At 51.9% G+C, this 17,990-nt stretch carries 9 protein-coding genes; 6 read left to right on the top strand and 3 right to left on the bottom strand.

Going from position 1 to position 17,990, the window contains the following annotated elements:
- Complete coding sequence (locus FYZ48_RS12230) at positions 1–1,962, bottom strand: acetylxylan esterase (protein WP_187781990.1); 1,962 nt, start codon at positions 1,960–1,962, stop codon at positions 1–3.
- A 270-nt stretch (positions 1,963–2,232) separates the two neighbouring features.
- Here FYZ48_RS12230 and FYZ48_RS12225 point away from each other — a divergent pair, with 270 nt between their 5' ends.
- The 5 genes from FYZ48_RS12225 (at position 2,233) to FYZ48_RS12205 (ending at position 11,700) form a co-directional block, all read left to right on the top strand.
- Positions 2,233–4,977 carry a sulfatase-like hydrolase/transferase gene (locus FYZ48_RS12225; RefSeq protein ID WP_149340684.1) on the top strand — a complete coding sequence of 915 codons (2,745 nt, stop codon included), beginning with the start codon at positions 2,233–2,235 and terminating at the stop codon, positions 4,975–4,977.
- Positions 4,978–5,215: 238 nt separating this feature from the next.
- Positions 5,216–6,856: a DUF1549 domain-containing protein gene (locus tag FYZ48_RS12220; RefSeq protein ID WP_198422214.1), complete on the top strand. Its 1,641-nt coding sequence runs from the start codon at positions 5,216–5,218 to the stop codon at positions 6,854–6,856.
- Positions 6,857–6,899: 43 nt separating this feature from the next.
- On the top strand, positions 6,900–8,159 hold the full coding sequence (locus FYZ48_RS12215) for a DUF1501 domain-containing protein (protein WP_149340682.1): 1,260 nt from the start codon (positions 6,900–6,902) through the stop codon (positions 8,157–8,159).
- Positions 8,156–9,214 (top strand): WD40 repeat domain-containing protein, encoded by a 1,059-nt coding sequence (locus FYZ48_RS12210; RefSeq protein ID WP_149340679.1) that lies wholly within the window; start codon positions 8,156–8,158, stop codon positions 9,212–9,214. Before FYZ48_RS12215 ends, FYZ48_RS12210 begins: the two co-directional genes overlap by 4 nt.
- 116 nt (positions 9,215–9,330) lie before the next feature.
- Entirely contained in the window at positions 9,331–11,700 is a 2,370-nt protein-coding gene (locus FYZ48_RS12205) for a dienelactone hydrolase family protein (RefSeq protein WP_149340677.1), read from the top strand.
- Between the two features lie 18 nt (positions 11,701–11,718).
- Here the strand turns inward: FYZ48_RS12205 and FYZ48_RS12200 are convergent, their stop codons facing one another.
- Positions 11,719–13,737, bottom strand: coding sequence for a CehA/McbA family metallohydrolase (locus FYZ48_RS12200; RefSeq protein WP_149340675.1), 2,019 nt, complete (start codon positions 13,735–13,737; stop codon positions 11,719–11,721).
- A gap of 614 nt (positions 13,738–14,351) precedes the next feature.
- On the opposite strand from FYZ48_RS12200, the gene FYZ48_RS12195 reads away from it, so the two are divergent.
- Positions 14,352–16,484, top strand: coding sequence for a peroxidase family protein (locus tag FYZ48_RS12195; protein WP_198422213.1), 2,133 nt, complete (start codon positions 14,352–14,354; stop codon positions 16,482–16,484).
- A gap of 139 nt (positions 16,485–16,623) precedes the next feature.
- Here FYZ48_RS12195 and zigA read toward each other — a convergent pair whose 3' ends face one another.
- On the bottom strand, positions 16,624–17,868 hold the full coding sequence (zigA, locus tag FYZ48_RS12190; RefSeq protein WP_149340671.1) for a zinc metallochaperone GTPase ZigA: 1,245 nt from the start codon (positions 17,866–17,868) through the stop codon (positions 16,624–16,626).
- Positions 17,869–17,990: the final 122 nt, after the last annotated feature.

The following is a 17,990-nucleotide window of genomic DNA, read 5'->3' as shown; positions in this document are numbered from 1 at the left end:
TCAGGGGGTATTAGATATCAATGCTTTCAGATCGGGTAAATCATAATAACGCAACCCAGCATGAACCGCATTGTGGATGTGCTGGTGTGCATCTGGTGTCTTCATTAACGATCTCCAGGACGGAATTCCGCCTCTGGCAGTTAATTCAGAAATCAGCGCTGGCTCAAGAGCGGCAGCATGAAGTCCCGCCGGGGTAAGTTCTCCCCCGGTAACGAGACGCAACGACTCCGCCTGTTGTTGGATTTTCAACCACCGGGCACAAACCAGCATATCTTCTGTCCGCAGACTCAACCAGGAACGTCCCAGCATGTAAGCGATGTAATAATCGGCTCCGAAAAACCGCCAGTTGCGGGTTGTGGTTTCGCCTGTGTCACGAACTTCGACGATGAGCACAGGATGCCCCTGGCGATGCAGTTGCCGCGCTTCTTTGACTGCGCTGTTCATGCCCGTTGCAGGGGCCAGCAGGACAGGCGGGGCATTTCCTCCAGGCCAGTATAAAGCAGGGAGAACAATTCCCGGTTCAGGGTGGATGATCAGTCGCAGAGGTTCATCACGGTTCGAGCCAGGCTGAAACTGCTGTGACTTTGCAGGTCTGCCATTCGAACCGATGAGTTCGACTCGCGGCTCTGGCAGTTGCGTCAATTTTCGAATTCCGGTTACCTGGTGAATCAGGTCGCGTGTCAGGGGAGGTCGCCTCAAGACCAGTCGCCGTTCTTCAGCCTGATTTACCTCCAGCAGAGAACGGGCCAGAGGCAGTTGTTGTACCTGGCCGTTGGGTGTGACCTGCAGTTCCCGATCAGTGTAGATCTTGACGGGGGCCTCCTCGAATACGTTGATCTGACGTCCCTGCAACCAGAGTGCAAAGAAACGGGCGGCTCCTTCTCTGAGTCGTTGGCTGAAACCATGTTTTTCATTGGCTTCAATCAGTGAAATCCGTTCCGGATATCCGAGCAGGGTATAGGCTCGCTTGGCCTGTCTGAAGGCATCCCAGGTGCCTTCAATCGGAACAAAATCACGCGTCGCAGCCAGGATGAGCGTTGGTTTAGGAGCTCGACTGAGGATGAAGTCCGGGTGATCAAAACCTTCGCGGATTTGAGCATACAGATTCTGCTCGGCATCACCGGGACCGGGGCTCTCGTTTTTCTCGCGATGGGTGGTCATGAAACAACCAGGCGCAGCAGCCTGGATCCGCTCATCATAGGCCATCAGAAAACTGGTAAGGTTGCCTCCTCCTGAATTCCCGGTGCAACCAATACGTTGCGCGTCGACATCGGGGCGACTGCAGAGATAATCGAGAGCGCGGACTGCATCCCAGACCATGTAGCTACCCAGGCTGCGTCCCAGTAAAATCGGCGCGACTCCGAGTTCCTGGTGTTCATGGCTGGCACGATGTGCTGGTTTGCCGTCGGAATCGATGATCTGCTTACGTTCTCCTTGACCGATGGGATCAAAGCAGATCACTACGAATCCCTGTTTCACCAGCAACTGGTTCGCTTTCTGGTAAGATTCGTATGCTTTCCCGTTTTCACTGTGTCCCAGGGGATGCAGAATCGCCGGGAAGGGGCCCGGGCCATCGGGACGATACAGGTTCGCGGTCACATAAAAACCGGGCTGGCTCTCAAAGTAGAGCTTTTCGATTGTGAAGCCATTGGCTTCGATCGTGCCGGTAACCATGGGATTGAGAGGAGTCTGTGGCGGCATCTCTCCCAGGCACTTACGTAATATCTTCCGAAGTTTATGCTGATATGCGGCGAAGCGTTCTGGAGAACCTAGTGCCTGCTCGAATTCTATTCGGCGTTGATCGAGTGCCCGATGGCTCTGTTGGCGCAACCAGCTGCGCATCATCTGCTGTGTTTTGTCTGCATTGAAATCGGGAGGCAATACGCGATAGGGTTTCTGGGCCAGGCTTTCGCTGCAGATGGCGCTTAGAATGATGACCAGGCTGAGAATAAATGACTTCACGGAAATTTCCGTTCTGACAGGTGGGACGCTGGGGTAAGATGGATCTGACTTCATCCTAACAGCTCACTTTCACTCAAGTCCAGTGTGATTGATGTCCCGCTATGAGAGGACCCGATAATTGAAATCTGTGTCGAGAGTCAGTTGCGCATTTGTGATACCCGGTACCTGATGGCTATAATTAACTTTCAATCTAGTGTGTTACCCGTCTAAGTCAAACCTTTCTATCGACTGTTTTATCTCATCAAAGAGCCACATCAGGGGAGTTAACAGATGCGCTTATCTGGAATTACCTGTCTTATCCTGGTACAGCTGTTCGTATCAGCTGTCTTAGCAGGAACGCCTCGACCGGATATGGTCATCTTTCTCTCAGACGATCATACCTGGCGCGATTCCTCAGTCTATGGTTCTCCCGATATCAATACTCCCAACATGGATCGCCTGGCGGCCCAGGGGATGACGTTCAACAATGCGTTTGTTGCTTCTCCCAGTTGTGCCCCCAGTCGCGCCGCGTTGCTCACAGGATTGTATCCTGCCAATAACGGAGCAGAACCGAATCACTCCCGGCCGCGGGCCGAAATCAAGAAGTTGCCCGCGTATCTGCAGGAACTGGGATACGAGGTCGTCTCATTCGGCAAGGTCGGCCATTATAAACAGACGCCTGAATACGGGTTCGACATCGCCCGTCATTTTCGCTATCACGAAGACATCGCCATTCCCCAAGCCATTGAATGGCTCCAGCAGCGCGACAGTGATCGGCCCCTCTGCCTGTTTGTCGGCACGAACTGGCCTCACGTTCCCTGGCCGGAAGAGATTGGTGACATCGATCCCGCAGCATTGCAGGTGCCTCCCCATCATGTGGATACGCCGGTCACGCGAGAGTGGCGGGCGAAATATATGGCCGCCATTCAGACCATGGATCGCGAACTGGGACAAGTCTATGATGTGGCTCGAAAGAAACTGGGAGAAGATGTCTTCTTTCTGCATACCAGCGATCATGGCGCACAGTGGCCGTTTGGAAAATGGAATCTGTATGACGAAGGGATTCGTACCCCGCTGATTGTGAGCTGGCCGGGAAAGATCAAACCGGGAGTTCGTACAGACGCGATGGCATCGTGGATTGATATTCTTCCGACACTGATCGATGTCGCCGGAGGCACACCCCCTGATTCCATTGACGGCCGCAGCCTGCTCCCCGTACTGAAAGGGGAAACAAGCAAACATCGGGAGGTTATCTTCACCACGCATTCGGGGGACGGTGATAACAACGTCTATCCGATGCGGGCTGCTCGAACGCTGGATGGCTGGAAGTACATCCGTAATCTGCATCCCGAGTTCCGGTTTACCAGTCACGTGACGAATGCACGTGCCAAGAACGGTTACTGGGACAGTTGGGTTCAAAAAGCAATCACCCACCCCCAGGCACGGCAGAAGGTGAGACGTTATCTCGAACGACCGGATGAAGAATTGTACCAGGTCAATACTGATCCCTATGAGCAGCAGAATCGAGTCAATGAACCTGAGCGTTATGAACGTCTGTGCATTCTGCGACAACAGGTCGATGACTGGCTGGCGGAAACGGGAGATCAGAAAAATGTCTACGGCAGACCGCAGCGGATTGCCGCTGAAGAGAAACTGAATGTGATCATGGTCTTCATTGACGACATGGGCTGGTCGGATCTCTCCTGCTTTCAGGGAGCAGCTGTCAAAACAGAAAATATTGATCGGCTGGCTGACGAGGGAATCCGCTTTACGAATTTCTATGTGAACTCACCCATCTGCTCACCTTCGCGGGTCGCCTTGACCACCGGACAATATCCTCAGCGCTGGCGGATCAATTCTTATCTGGCGCAACGCAAAAAGAACCGGGAGCGCGGGCTGGCACAGTGGCTGGATCCCAAGGCACCTTTGCTGGCGCGGGAACTGAAGCATGCGGGGTACGCGACCGGGCATTTTGGAAAATGGCACATGGGCGGCCAGCGGGATGTGGGAGAAGCGCCTTTGATCACCCGCTACGGTTTTGATCAGAGCCTGACGAACTTCGAAGGTCTCGGGCCACGCGTCTTGCCTCTGAAGGACGCCTATGATGGAAAGCCTCCTCAGAAACATGATCTCGGTTCCGCCAATCTCGGACACGGTCCCATTCGCTGGGAAGATCGTTCCGTCGTAACGGCCGCTTTTGTGAAAGACGCTCTGAACTTTATTGATCAGGCTGAAGCGACGGGTCAGCCTTTCTATCTGAATCTCTGGCCCGATGATGTGCATTCTCCGTTCTTTCCGCCTGAAGTCATGCGTGATGCGACGGACGGAAGTAAACGGGCCCTCTATTACGCGGTTCTCAAAGCCATGGACCAGCAGTTGGGGGCATTATTTGATCGCATTCGTAATGACGAGCAACTGAAAAACAATACATTGATTCTGATCGCGTCCGACAATGGTCCCGAAACCGGCGCAGGTCTTGCCAATCCATTGCGAGGGGCCAAGACCTGGCTGTATGAAGGCGGCGTTCGTTCGCCGCTGATCGTCTGGGGGCCGTCGCTCATCAATCCGAAAGCTGCTGGCACAACAAACAATACTTCCGTGCTCAGTGCCCTGGATTTAAACCGCTCGCTGTATTCACTAACGGGTACAGAGCTCCCACAGGGAGTTCAACTTGATGGTGAGGATCTGGCTGACACGTTGCTGGGAAAAGAAAAACAGAGCAGGCAGGCACCGCTGTTCTGGAGACGCCCTCCCGATCGGCCGGGGACCAGGGAAGAAGCGAATCCGGATCTGGCCGTCCGTGAGGGGAAATGGAAGTTTTACATGAACTACGACCAGACCGGTATTCAGCTTTACGATCTCGAACAGGATGTCTCGGAAACCCGAAACCAGGCAACACAACATCCGGATTTGGTTAAACGCTTGCAGCAGGCGGTCAACGACTGGAATTCCAGTCTTCCTGCAGACGCCGGAGATCCCAACTGGCGGCCGAAAAAGAAACCTGCCAAGACAGGAAATGCAAAGGCAGCTAACTGATTTTTGAGTCTCATTATTCTCTCCAGAATGCCTGTATTAAGTGATGATCTCACGCTTGGAGTGGATCTGCTGAAAAAAGTTAGGATTCATAAGAAAAGATTGAATTGATCGAATTCATCGGCTAGAATCAGACTACCGATCAAGATATGTTCATGCGTCGGTCCCTGCTCGCATCATCCTACCCAAATAGCGTGACCCTATGAGATTACGTTCCTTCCACACAATGGTAGCGTGTCTGGTGTTGGTTCTGTCAGGAATCACATCAACTGTCACCGCCCAGACTTCACTGCATCAGCAGATCGATCAACTCATTGCTGAAGGAAAGCCACAGTTCGAACAACAGGCTGCTCCTCTGGCCGATGATGCCACGTTCCTGAGGCGGGTGACCCTGGACCTGACAGGAACCATTCCCACGGCTGATGAAGTTCGAACCTTTGTCGCGGATTCGTCTCCGGATAAACGCAGCCAGCGGATCGACCTGTTACTTGCCTCACCAGAACATGCCCGTAGGTTACAGTATCTGTTCGACACGATGCTGATGGAGCGTCGACCGGGCAAATATGTGAAGACAGCCGAATGGGAAGAATACCTGCGTCAGTCTTTTCTGGAGAACCGTCCCTGGGATGAACTGGTTCATGAAATTCTGACTGTCGACGGAACAGATAAGACAACCCGACCCGCGGCCCGTTTTCTGTTGGATCGGGAATTAAAATCCGAAGTCGTGACGCGCGATCTGGGCCGTATCTTTCTGGGACGCGATCTGCAATGTGCCCAGTGCCATGATCATCCGAACGTGAATGATTACCTGCAGCGACACTACCATGGTCTCGATGCCTTCCTGAGCCGCAGTTATCTCTTCAAAGATCCCAAGACCAAGCAGGCCTCGATCGGTGAAAAAGCCGAAGGCCAGGTCTCCTTTACCTCCGTGTTTACTAAAGAAGAGGGGATGACCGCTCCCCGGGTCCTGGATCTTCCCGAAATTCCGGATCCGGCGGACACGAAAAAAGCGTACAAAGTCAAACCTGCAAAGAATGTGCGTTCGGTCCCGGTTTACAGTCGACGTTTGCAACTGGCGGATGCACTGACCAGTCAGAATAACGAGGCGTTTCAGAAGAACATCGTTAACCGTCTCTGGGCGATGATGATGGGCCAGGGGCTGGTTGAACCGCTCGATATGTGGCACTCGGACAATCCCCCCACGCATCCGAAAATCGTGTCGCTTCTGAGTGAAGAGCTTGCCAGCCATGAGTTCAATCTGCGATACGTGATTCGTGAGCTGGCTCAGACCCAGACCTACCAGCGCAGCAGTCATGTTTCAGCTGAAACTGAGATCCCCGAGCGTTCAGCTTACCAGATGGGCCTGCTCAAACCATTGACCCCCGAACAACTCGCCTGGTCCATGATGCAGGCCACTGGGGTAACATCAGCTACCCTCGAACGACTGCAGACAAAACAGCGCAAAGTCGATGAGAAACAGAAAACCAAAAAAGCTGAGGATCCTCTCTGGCAGGAAGAGGCGTTACACGACGCATTGAAAGGGAACGTGGCTGCCTTTGTCCGTACATTTGGGATTGTCGGCGCACAGACCACACGTTTCGACGCCTCGGCTGATCAGGCCCTGTTTCTGTTAAACGGTAACACGATCCAGGCTTGGCTGGCTCCCTCTGGTAATCAATTGACGGCCCGGCTGAAGAAACTGGATCAGCCGACCGCTATCGCAGAAGAGTTGTATCTTTCCGTATTTTCACGGTTCCCCACCGAAACAGAACTCAAACAGGTGGCCCTGTTCCTGGAAGGCGGCCCGAAGCCTACCGAACAGGATCTGCAACAACTGATCTGGGCGGCACTCTCTTCTGACGAGTTTCGTTTCAATCATTAAACCCATCACCTGAGTTTCTCACTGAGAGGCAAAAGGACATAGTATGAAACGCAATCAAGGATGCCATTCTCTGGATCACCAGATTGCCCGGCGACAATTCCTGGCTGGGGCCGCTGGTGGTGCTGTCTGCCTGGGGCTCTCGGATCTGTCTGCACACGCCGCAACTGTGAAAAGTCAGCATAAACGGATTCTGCAGGTGTATCTTCAGGGGGGCGTCAGCCAACTGGAATCCTGGGATCCGAAACCGGGAACCGAATTTGGTGGGCCGTTTCGTGCGATTCCGACTTCAGTTCCAGGCATGCATATTTCTGAATTGCTGCCTCACACTGCTCAGAGAATGCATCTGCTCTCTATCGTTCGCAGCATTAATATTAAGACGAACGACCATTCGCAGGGACGCCTGTTTATGGAGAAGGGGAGGCGGGCCGGCGAGTATCCCTATATCGGTTCGATCGCTTCAAAGTATCTGGCTCCTGCAAACAGCGAACTACCGGGCTATATACATATCTCTACTAGAGGACTGAACGACGCAACGGCTGCTTTCCTGGGAGCACAGCATGCCCAGCTTAAATTTGAAGGGGTCAAACCGCCTCAGAATCTGGGATTACCCAAAAACCTGAACGCGACCGCAAACACACGCCGCCTCCAACTCCGGCAGCAGTTCAACCATCAGTTTCGACAGGGACGCCGTAAGGCACAGACAGAAACCTTCGATGCTTCGTTTCAGCAGGCTTCCAAATTGATGGCCCGCAAGTCGTTCTTCGAGAAAACGCCTGACGCCAAAGACCTCGAACGCTACGGCAAACATGATTTCGGTCGGAACTGCCTCCTGGCAAGAAAACTCCTGGAGAATAATGCCACCTGTGTCAAAGTGACCCATCATGGTTACGATTCTCATGCCGAGAATTTTAATTTCCATCTTGAGCAGCTCGGGGAATTCGACAAAACATTTTCCATGCTGCTCGATGATCTCCATGAGCGAGGTATGCTGGAGAGTACGCTGGTGATGGTCTATTCCGAATTCGGCCGAACCCCGAAAATCAACGTCCGCTACGGACGTGATCACTGGGGAACCGCGTGGTCGATTGCCCTGGGAGGTTGTGGTGTTCAGCCGGGAGCCATTATTGGTAAGACCAACGAAAAAGGGACTGCCGTCGCAGATCGAGAAGTCGACGCCGGTCACCTGTTTCATACCTATCTGCAGGCACTGGGCATTGATTCGACCCGCGACCATGAGATCGGCGGACGTTCAATTCCCATCGGTGATCCCACCACACAACCCATTAAGGAGTTGTTAGCATGAAGCCGCAACAGACCACCGAACCACTTGTTGCCACCAAACCAGTTATTGACTACAACGTCGTCGATCCGGTGTTGACGCACCAGACGGCTGAGTTCAAGCATAAATTCCCACTAACCTCCTGCAAGGTCGATCCCACCGGAACACACCTGGTGGCGGGGGCTGAAGATCTGGAAATTCAGGTCTGGAATTTAAAGACCAAAGATCAGAGAACGCTCAAAGGACATACCAGTTGGGTGCGCTGTTTTGATTTTTCCCGAGATGGAAAAACTCTCTACTCGGCCTGTTGGGGAGGAGAGATTAAAGCCTGGAATCTGGCGGATGCAGAACCCAAACCAGCACTGAGCATACAGGCACATCAGGGCTCGGCTCGCTGGGTCCGGATATCGCCCGACCAGACCAAACTGGCAACGTGTGGAAATGATCTACTCGTGAAAGTCTGGAACCTCAGTGATGGCAAGCTGCTGCATACCTTTGCCGGACACGAACGACACGTCTATGCAGTCGATTTCCATCCGGATGGTCAACAGCTGGCCTCTCAGGATCTGATGGGCACCATTTACGTCTGGGATTTAAAGACCGGTAAGAAAGTCCGCAGTATCGATGCCGGCGTCATGACAGGATACGACAAGAAATTTGCCGCAGACATGGGCGGCGCCCGCGATTTCAAATTCAGTCTCGATGGTAGTGAACTGGCCAGTGCGGGGATTACGAAAGTTGTGAACTCCTTTGCAGGGGTCCAGGATCCCATCATCATGTTGTTTGACTGGAAGTCTGGTAAAGCCAAAGCACAGCTTAAGCCCGATAAAACATTCCAGGGAATCGCCTGGGGGGTACGTTTTCATCCGGAGAACTTCCTGATTGGCGCTGGTGCCAATCGGAGCGGTAAAGGCGAACTCTGGTTCAGAAAGCCGGGTGAAGAAGAGTTCTTCCACACCATGAAGCTTTCAACGGCAGCCCGGGGATTGGACCTGTTCCAGGATGGCAGGCACCTGGCTGTTGCCCACTCAGATGGGGCAGCACGCGTTTATCGCATGACCGAAAAACAACCTGCCTAGAATACCAGTGCATTGTGGCGGATCGTCCTTCTCGAAGACCGTCTGTAGCTACACATGCGATTGCTGAATGAAAATATCTTGAGATAGACCACTCTGACTCTCAACAAAGGACGATCATGAATCGACTGAACCTGCCCGCTTTCCTGGTACTGGCCCTGCAGGTCAGTCTGATGTTGAATCTAAGCCCGTTGGAGCTACATGCGGAGGATGCACCACCGTGGGCAGTTCTGAAAGCGGCTCCCGATCAAAGCCCTTTGCCAGGCACGAAGCAGTTAACTGATCAGGGGGATCTGAGCGCCAAGCTGATAGAAGGCATCGATCGGTTCCTGTTAAAACAGATCGCTTTGGCGGCGGAGAGTCGAGCCGAGACCTGGCAACGCGATTTAAGTTCACCTGTTGCATATGAAAAGTCCATCGCCCCTCAGAAACAGGAGCTGATAAGAATCCTGGGGCTGTCAGATCCGCTGGTTTCAGGTCGTTTTGCTTATCTGGAGACTGCTCCTCAAAAAATCGCAAATGACTTTGCTATTTATGAAGTGACCTGGCCCGTTCTCGATGATCTGCAGGGAGCCGGGTTACTGCTGGTTCCCACTGGAAAGATCCACGGAGACATTATCGCAGTGCCTGAGGCGGACCAGACACCGGAAGACCTGATCTTCTCAAAACAGCCCGGAGGCAGCTATGCTCAGCAGTTGGCACGCTCCGGATTTCGCGTGCTGATTCCGACTTTGATCAATCGTGAACTCAACCAATGGAATCTGAGTCAGCGGGAATGGCTTCATCGGGCTGCGTTCGAACTGGGACGAACCCTGGCAGGTTATGAAGTTCAGAAAATCCAGGCAGGCGTAAAGCTGCTCAAGCAGACCAGCGAGGACTCATCTCGTTCTCTAGGTATCCTCGGCTGGGGAGAAGGGGGGCGACTAGCTCTCTACGCGGCTGCGTTGGACTCCGAAATTAATGTCGCTGCCGTCTGTGGTTATTTTGGCCCCCGGGAAAATCTCTGGCAGGAACCAGCGGACCGCAATGTATTTGGCTTACTCAATTCTCTGGGCGATGCAGAGATTGCCAGTCTGGTGGCACCTCGCTCATTGATTATCGAGAATGGAACCTGTCCAGAATACGGTTATCGCACGACCGCAGAGGGGAATCTGGAGGTCATTGACGATCACTATCCCAAAATGAAGGGAAAACCAGCAAAACTACTCGTCCCCAGTAAACTAGAGGTCCAGGATGAATTCGCACGTGCCCGTCAGTTTGTGGCTGATTTGAAGACTGAAACTCCCTGTCTCACATTGATTGAAGCGAATGAGGCTATTGGTGACAAAACGCTGCAGGCATTGATTTCCAGCCTGGATGATGATGCGACACTCTCTACTGAAGTGAAACCAGTCGAGTTGAAAACGCGATCGCACTCAGCACAGCGACATGACAGGCAATTGGCGGAAATTGAGAGACACAATCAGCGGTTGCTGCAACTGGCTTATGAGTCACGTATTGAATTCATGAAGAACCTCAAGACAGGCTCTTTAGAGGAATTTAACAAAACGGTTGAACCTTACCGGGACATCTTCAAGAAAGACGTTGTGGGCGAATTTGCTCTGAAACTGCTGCCCGCTAATGCCCGGACTCGCAAATATCAGGAAGGACCAAAGACCGTCAGCTATCAGGTGGAAATGGATGTGTTCCCTGATGTGACTGCTTATGGAATCCTCACACTTCCCAAAGATCTTAAGCTGGATGGTTCCGAGAAACGTCCGGTCGTCGTGACCCAGCATGGTCTGGAAGGACGACCTCGGCATACGGTGGGAGAAGAAAAGTATAGGGCTTACAAATCTTTCTCAACCCATCTGGCGGAACGGGGCTTTATTACGTTTGCTCCTCAGAACCCGTATATCCTGTTCGATCGTTTTCGGACCCTGCAGTTTAAGGCGCAGTCGATAGGTCGGACACTGTTCTCCATCGCGGTTCCGCAGCATCAGCAGATTACGGACTGGCTCAGGGCCCAGCCCTTCGTTGATGGCAGCCGGATCGGCTTTTATGGGATTTCCTATGGTGGAAAATCAGCCATGCGGATACCGCCTCTCGTTGATAATTATGCACTCTCGATCTGCTCAGCTGATTTTGGAGAATGGGTCTGGAAAAATGCTGCCACCGATCAACGGTCCCTGCGGTACAGCTATGTCAACAAAGGGGAGTATGAAATCTTCGAATGGAATCTGGGGAGGACCTTCAACTATGCGGAAATGGCAGCCTTGATCTGTCCTCGGCCTTTCATGGTTGAACGCGGTCACTTTGACGGAGTCGAACCAGATGACCGGGTCGCCCAGGAATATGCCAAGGTACGCTTCCTGTATCAGGCGCAATTGGGCATCGGTGATCGAACCACGATTGAATGGATCAAAGGTCCGCACGCGATCCACGAACAGGGCGCTTATGATTTCCTGCACCAGCATCTTGACTGGCCGGTTCCCGGAAAGTCTGAGTAAATCTATCAGGTCTGCGATTTATTCATTTTTATCGTTGGTTGTCGCTTGATTGAGCAGGTCCTCGACATGCAGCAGGACGGCTGCATCAGCCTTAACCGCAGATGAATCAAGCAGCGCTTTTCGTTGAGCCGGAGAGAAGGAACCGTCCTCTTTTTGAGATTTCGCTATCAGTCTTTGGGCCGTCTCGCGTGGTGCGCTGTATTTTCCATCGCCGTCCACATCCAGGAAAATGGGATTGGTGATTGCCTGAGAAGCCTTGCCATAAGTTGTCCAGCCGGGCAGGGTAATGCCATCTCCCAGTACAAACGCAACGACATAGGCGTCGTGAGGAGGCTGTTCCAGTGAAAATGTGAGCATCTGATCAGTAGGCTGGTTTGATTTCGCCTTGATGGTCTGGTGAGCAACCTGTTTTCCATTCACATAGATCATTGCTTCGCGCGGCTGAACCCACGATGGGGAAGCGACTCGTAACGTTGCGGTCAGCTTTGAACCTGTTTTTTTATCAGCGTGGATGGCATTCACAGGTACCAGGTCTCCCATCTGATACTGTCCCTGCAGTTTCAGGTCTGCAAAGATACCTGCTGATGCCACGGCCCGCCCCTGTGTGAAAGCATCATACACCTCTCGGGGAACGATCTCAGAGACTTTGTCAGTTGTACTTTTCAGGTATGTCCGAGCCTGTCCCACCGGATCATTCACAGTGTGGGAATCCGTTGCGCCGACAGCAGTCAGTTTGGAACCACGGTTCAACAGCGACATCCAGTCTTCCAGGGCATAGAAAAAATCGGGGATTTTATTTGCAGGCTGAACAACTTCATAACCGTTGAAGTTGAATTCAGGTCCCTCACCCCGGTTCCCCGTGCGTCGATTGAAACGAAACCGACCGAATGGACCATCCGGAATACTGGGCCAGTATGGATGATTCAGGATAATCACCTCGGCTCCTTTGAGACGCATGTCGGCGATCAGCTCACTCCAGTTATCATTCTCCAGAAACAGGGGATTACGTCCCTTGACGCCACCGGGGACGGCCTTGTCCGGATCAAAGGGAAATGCTGTAAAATGTCCATTGCGGGTTGTGACTTCATCACCCGAAATCGCATGGAAGTGAGACTGCGTTCCCGTTGATTTCTGAAACGGGCGGTAGTCCGAAATATGATTGTGATCGGTGGCCACAGCGACTTCGATTCCTTCGCCGGCAATTGTGATCATGCGTTCTTCGAATGTGGCATTACCGTGACCGCTGCCGGGTAAGGTATGGATATGGCTGTCACAGGCAATAAATCCAGTGGTGTCTACTTCACGTGAAATGACCATAGTATGTGACTGGGGCTGATCGTAATTTACGACGATCGACTGTTTATCGTATCCCCATTCCATGCCTCGCGTGGCGTACAGCGTATACTTTCCCGGGGGTAACTCAAATGTATCCCCAGTGCCCAGGGTATAAAGAATCCCGGGACGGACCGCAGTCGTCGGCTGACTGGCATTATAGAGGTGGGACAGTTCACCAGATGCATTCACAATTGTCAGCCGTGCGGGGACAGGCTGACCTTCCGGTGTCTGGACCTTTACGTTCACGGCTCCCAGTTGCAACGCCTGCTTCAGAGGACGTGGATCCAAAACGAAGTTTCGTAAAACGGCAGGTTGGCCTTTGCCGGTAATTTTCAGGGTGTTTTCACCCGTTTTCAGAACCTCTGCTGGAACCGTATAGCCGACCCGCTGAAAACCGTCTGCCTTTTTATCAGCGTCAATCTGGCGGGTGTTTGCTTCAAGGCGCCCCAGGTCCTGGTCGTTGATGAAGACGTTCCAGTATCTACCGGAGCTTTGTTTCTGTAGCTTCAGATCGAACAGCAAAGTAAATTCAGTCGGATTGGCGTGAGCAGAGAAAGCTGTCTCATAAACCTTTTTCCCCTCAACCTGATGCGACTTGGCATCAATGACTAGAGGCGGTTCAGCGGAGAGGAGTTCGCTGGTAAAAATGGCAGTGATGCAGACGGTCAATAGAATGAATGGTTTATGACGGGAGAGGTCCATGCAGGGAGAATCCTAACGAGTGAGCGAGTTACCGGGTGGGCGGGAGAATCAGAAGTATTCAAAACAGGCATCATCTGCAATCAGAAGTGTCCCTGTCTGTAAGCTGATTATAAACGACCGGTTCCAGAACATCGCAGTGACCATGTGTGAATTTTCTGTGAACAGACTGAATTTCTCTGATGAATGTCACCGTCGATAAAAGCACTCTCACTCAGTTACTTCAGACTTGTCTTCGACTCGTACTCCAGGCAACAAAAAAATATTGTCAAAAACGGTGGATTTCCGCGGCGGGTTTACGTTTATTTCTTAGAGACTCTGAAAGGACGACTCGAGGTCTTGAGCCGTCCGGTTGATCAACTTTTTTGTAGGGCGGGCCTTCGTCAATACAAAAAACAACCACGCGCCTGGTGGCTGGTGTAGCACCGTTCGTTCGAACTGTGCGCCGGTAACCTCGCGCTTCAGGAGATCCCATCATGCTCTTTCGCAAAACCAATCATCAACGCAAGGCTTCTCGACTCTCCTCTCATATCTCAGTCGTCGAGCACCTTGAAACCCGTCAACTTTTGTCCGCTACAAATTCACTCATAACAGAACCTGCCAATCATCAAAACTCAATGTCGGATACAACCCCCGAATATGCGTCGATCGACGGTACGGGTAATAATATCGACAACCCGGAACTGGGCAGTACCAGGACACAACTGATTCGACTGGCCGAAGCCGCTTACGGCGATGGTCTGTCAACTCCCGCGGGAGAAGACAGGCCGAGCGCTCGGGAAATCAGTAATGTGATCGCAGCGGCTGAAACTTCCCAGACAAATGCCCGTTATCTGACTGACCTCTTCTGGGTTTGGGGACAGTTTATTGATCACGATATCACTCTGACTGAAGTAGCTCATGATGAATATGGTGACCCGTTGGAAGCATTTCCAATCGAGGTTCCGACAGGTGACCCCTACTTTGATCCAGACGGCTCTGGAGATGATGTCATCAGCCTGAATCGGAGTGCCTTTGAAGAGGACGAAAACGGCGTACGTCAGCAAATCAATCAGATTACAGCTTTTATTGACGGGTCAATGATCTATGGGTCCGACGCAGAACTGGCGGACCAATTGAGGACTTTCAGTGGGGGGCAGCTGAAAACCAGTGATGGAGATCTATTGCCGTACGGAGATAATGGTTTCTTTCTGGCGGGTGATATTCGTGCTAATGAAAACGTGGCCCTGACATCAATGCATACTCTCTGGGTACGTGAACACAATCGAGCCGCAACTGAACTGTCGCTGGAAAATCCTGACCTGACCGATGAAGAACTGTATCAGCAGGCGCGGCAGATAGTAATCGGTGAATTGCAGGCGATCACGTTTAATGAGTATCTACCTGCTTTGTTCGGCGATGGTGTTATCAGTAAGTACATGGGATACGATTCCAGCGTCGATCCCAGTATCGCGAACGAGTTTTCCAATGCCGCCTACCGTTATGGTCACACGATGCTGTCGTCTGAACTGCTGCGGTTAGATGCAAATGGGGATGTTGCTGCCGAGGGAAATATCTCGCTGGTCAATGCCTTCTTTAACCCCGGAGAACTGGAAGCCAATGGGATTGATTCCCTGTTACGAGGCGCCTCAGTTAACCTGGCACAGGAAATTGATAATCAAGTCGTGGATGATGTGCGAAACTTTTTGTTTGGACCTCCCGGATCCGGCGGTTTCGATCTGGCATCGTTAAATATTCAGCGTGGGCGAGACCACGGGCTGGCTGACTATAACGCGACCAGGGTTGCTTTGGGCCTGGAAGCAGTGCAGAGTTTCTCAGATATCAGTTCAGATCCAGAAGTGGCAGCAAAACTGGAGGCCCTGTACGGTACGGTTGATAATATCGATCTCTGGGTCGGGGGACTGGCTGAAGATCATCTACCGGGTTCGAGTATGGGGGAGACGTTCACCTCTATCATCGTCGATCAGTTCCAGAGACTGCGGGACGGCGATCGTTTCTGGTATCAGAATATCTTTTCTGGTGATGTGCTGAAAGAAATACACGAGACGACACTCGCCGATGTGATCGAACGGAATTCGGAGGTGTCTGGTCTACAGGATCATGTGTTCTTCGCCCCCTCCGTTTTGCAGATTGACCTCGCAGATGCAGGCCGCAAGCATGTGACGATTCGTGAGCGAAACGGTAATCTGGAAGTGGTCGATAATAAAACTCAGAAGGTGATCAGCAGTCAGTCACTGGAAGGGATAGAACGATTAATGCTCAACAGCAGCCGTCGCGAATCGCAACAGATCACCATCGCTAATCTTTCAAGTTCTCTATTGCCGGGTGGAATGGTCGTGGAATCTGGTAGAAGCCAGACTGACACTTTAGTAGTGAAAGGAACAAATCAGAGTGATTCGATTACGGTGAATGCAAGTTCTCTAGACATTTCCGGTCTTCAGATTGAGTACACTGGACTGGAGCGCATTGTGCTTCAGGGAATGGACGCGAATGATACGATCGCGGTGGCCGGTGGAGTAGAAGTAGATGTCAGTATTATTGATCACCAGGATCGCGATCAACATCATGAGAGAAGAGGAGATCAGGAGCATCTCATGGCGAAGCGAGACCATCAACATCCCGGACAGGAGCCCGTTCGAAACGTAAGGGGGGATTCAATGGAACCAGGTATGATTGTGCTTGATCAGGTATTTGCTTCCAGTGAGCTGGACCAGATTCTGGACCAGCCAACCAAAAGACGCAGACGTTAACAAGCTCGGAACCAGGGTCAAATGAGAGAGCAATATTTCCGGATCCAGGATCTGGCTCCCCAATTCGGGGCTGGATCCGGAATATTGTTTTATCGAGTTGAAATATCCTGACTTAGATAAATACACCAGCCTCATTTTTTTATTCATGTGACGCTATCGAATTCTCCTCAGTCACTTGAAATGGATCGGGATAGGTCGACCAGACTTCGGGACCATCGATCCATTCAGAGTCCTGAAGCAGGCAACGGTCCAGGATTTTACGAATCAAGGTCTCATCCATGTCACGACCAATAAAGACCAGTTCCTGACGACGGTCCCCGTACTGTCCCTCATATCGGGACAGAATCTCCCTCTGCTGGTTCTGATCAATATTCCACTCCTCAGGCTTTGTGGCAGCCCACCAGTAACCAGCGGGATCAAATCGCATGGAGATACCGGCGTGTGACCAGAGATTGGCAATATTATGTTGTGAAGCGAGCCAGGCGAAGCCTTTACTACGGAGAACATGTTCCAGCCAGGAATCGTCTCTGTCCAGTGCCCGCCAGAGACGTTCCGGATGAAAGGGGCGACGGGCCTGGTAAGTGAAACTCTGCACTCCATATTCGTCGACTTCCGAATGAATTTCACTCCTCGGTGTTTCGAGCCAGCCGGTATGGGTCGAAGCCGAATCCATGTCAAACAGGCCTGTTCCGAGCACTTGTTTTAAATCGACTTTTCCGAATGAGGACTCGAGAATTTGAGCCTTGGGATTCAGATGCTGAATAACAGAATGCAGTTGTTCGAGTTCCTGCCTGCTGACAAGGTCTGCTTTATTGATCAGAATGATATTCGCAAATTTGATCTGATCGATGAGCAGGTCCACAATGTTCCGTCGATCGTCTTCGCTCAGTCCCAACTCCCGATCAACCAGATCTTCGTGGGACTGATAGTCACGCTGAAAATTAGCAGCATCAATGACGGTGACAAGAGTATCCAACTGTGCGAAATTCGAGAGGCTTCTACCCTCTTCATCTGCAAACGTGAAGGTCTCGGCGACAGGCATCGGTTCTGAAATGCCCGTCGATTCTATCAGTAGATAATCGAACCGCTGTTCCTGAGCCAGGCGACTGACTTCCACCATCAGATCTTCTCTGAGGGTGCAGCAGATACAGCCATTGGACATTTCCACCAGCTTTTCTTCCGTACGGCTTAACGCCTGATTTCCTTCTCTCACCAATGCGGCGTCGATATTGATCTCACTCATGTCGTTGACGATCACAGCCACTTTCAGCCCGGCCCGATTGGCCAGAACGTGATTGAGTAGTGTGGTTTTTCCCGCTCCCAGGAAACCGGAGAGCACGGTCACGGGTAGTTTGCGCGGAACGTTTTCGGAACTTTGAAACATGGGTAAACTCCATTCTGTAAAATGTGATTCGTATTATTGATTCCTGCTCCGTCAGACCTGACAGAGAGGAAAGATTTCAAACAGCGATCAGTCAGTGACTTCGTGACGAAGCCTGGTGTGCG

Origin of the sequence: Gimesia chilikensis, assembly GCF_008329715.1 — a bacterium.
Taxonomy (GTDB): domain Bacteria; phylum Planctomycetota; class Planctomycetia; order Planctomycetales; family Planctomycetaceae; genus Gimesia; species Gimesia chilikensis.
This window is presented reverse-complemented; position numbering and strand designations above follow the sequence as displayed.

Bases quoted from the DNA above. Each gene is read 5' to 3' on its own strand.
- FYZ48_RS12225 (WP_149340684.1), top strand. From the start codon at position 2,233: ATGCGCTTATCTGGAATTACCTGTCTTATCCTGGTACAGCTGTTCGTA.
- FYZ48_RS12215 (WP_149340682.1), top strand. From the start codon at position 6,900: ATGAAACGCAATCAAGGATGCCATTCTCTGGATCACCAGATTGCCCGG.
- FYZ48_RS12210 (WP_149340679.1), top strand. From the start codon at position 8,156: ATGAAGCCGCAACAGACCACCGAACCACTTGTTGCCACCAAACCAGTT.
- FYZ48_RS12205 (WP_149340677.1), top strand. From the start codon at position 9,331: ATGAATCGACTGAACCTGCCCGCTTTCCTGGTACTGGCCCTGCAGGTC.
- FYZ48_RS12200 (WP_149340675.1), bottom strand. From the start codon at position 13,737: ATGGACCTCTCCCGTCATAAACCATTCATTCTATTGACCGTCTGCATC.
- FYZ48_RS12195 (WP_198422213.1), top strand. From the start codon at position 14,352: ATGTCGGATACAACCCCCGAATATGCGTCGATCGACGGTACGGGTAAT.
- zigA (WP_149340671.1), bottom strand. From the start codon at position 17,868: ATGTTTCAAAGTTCCGAAAACGTTCCGCGCAAACTACCCGTGACCGTG.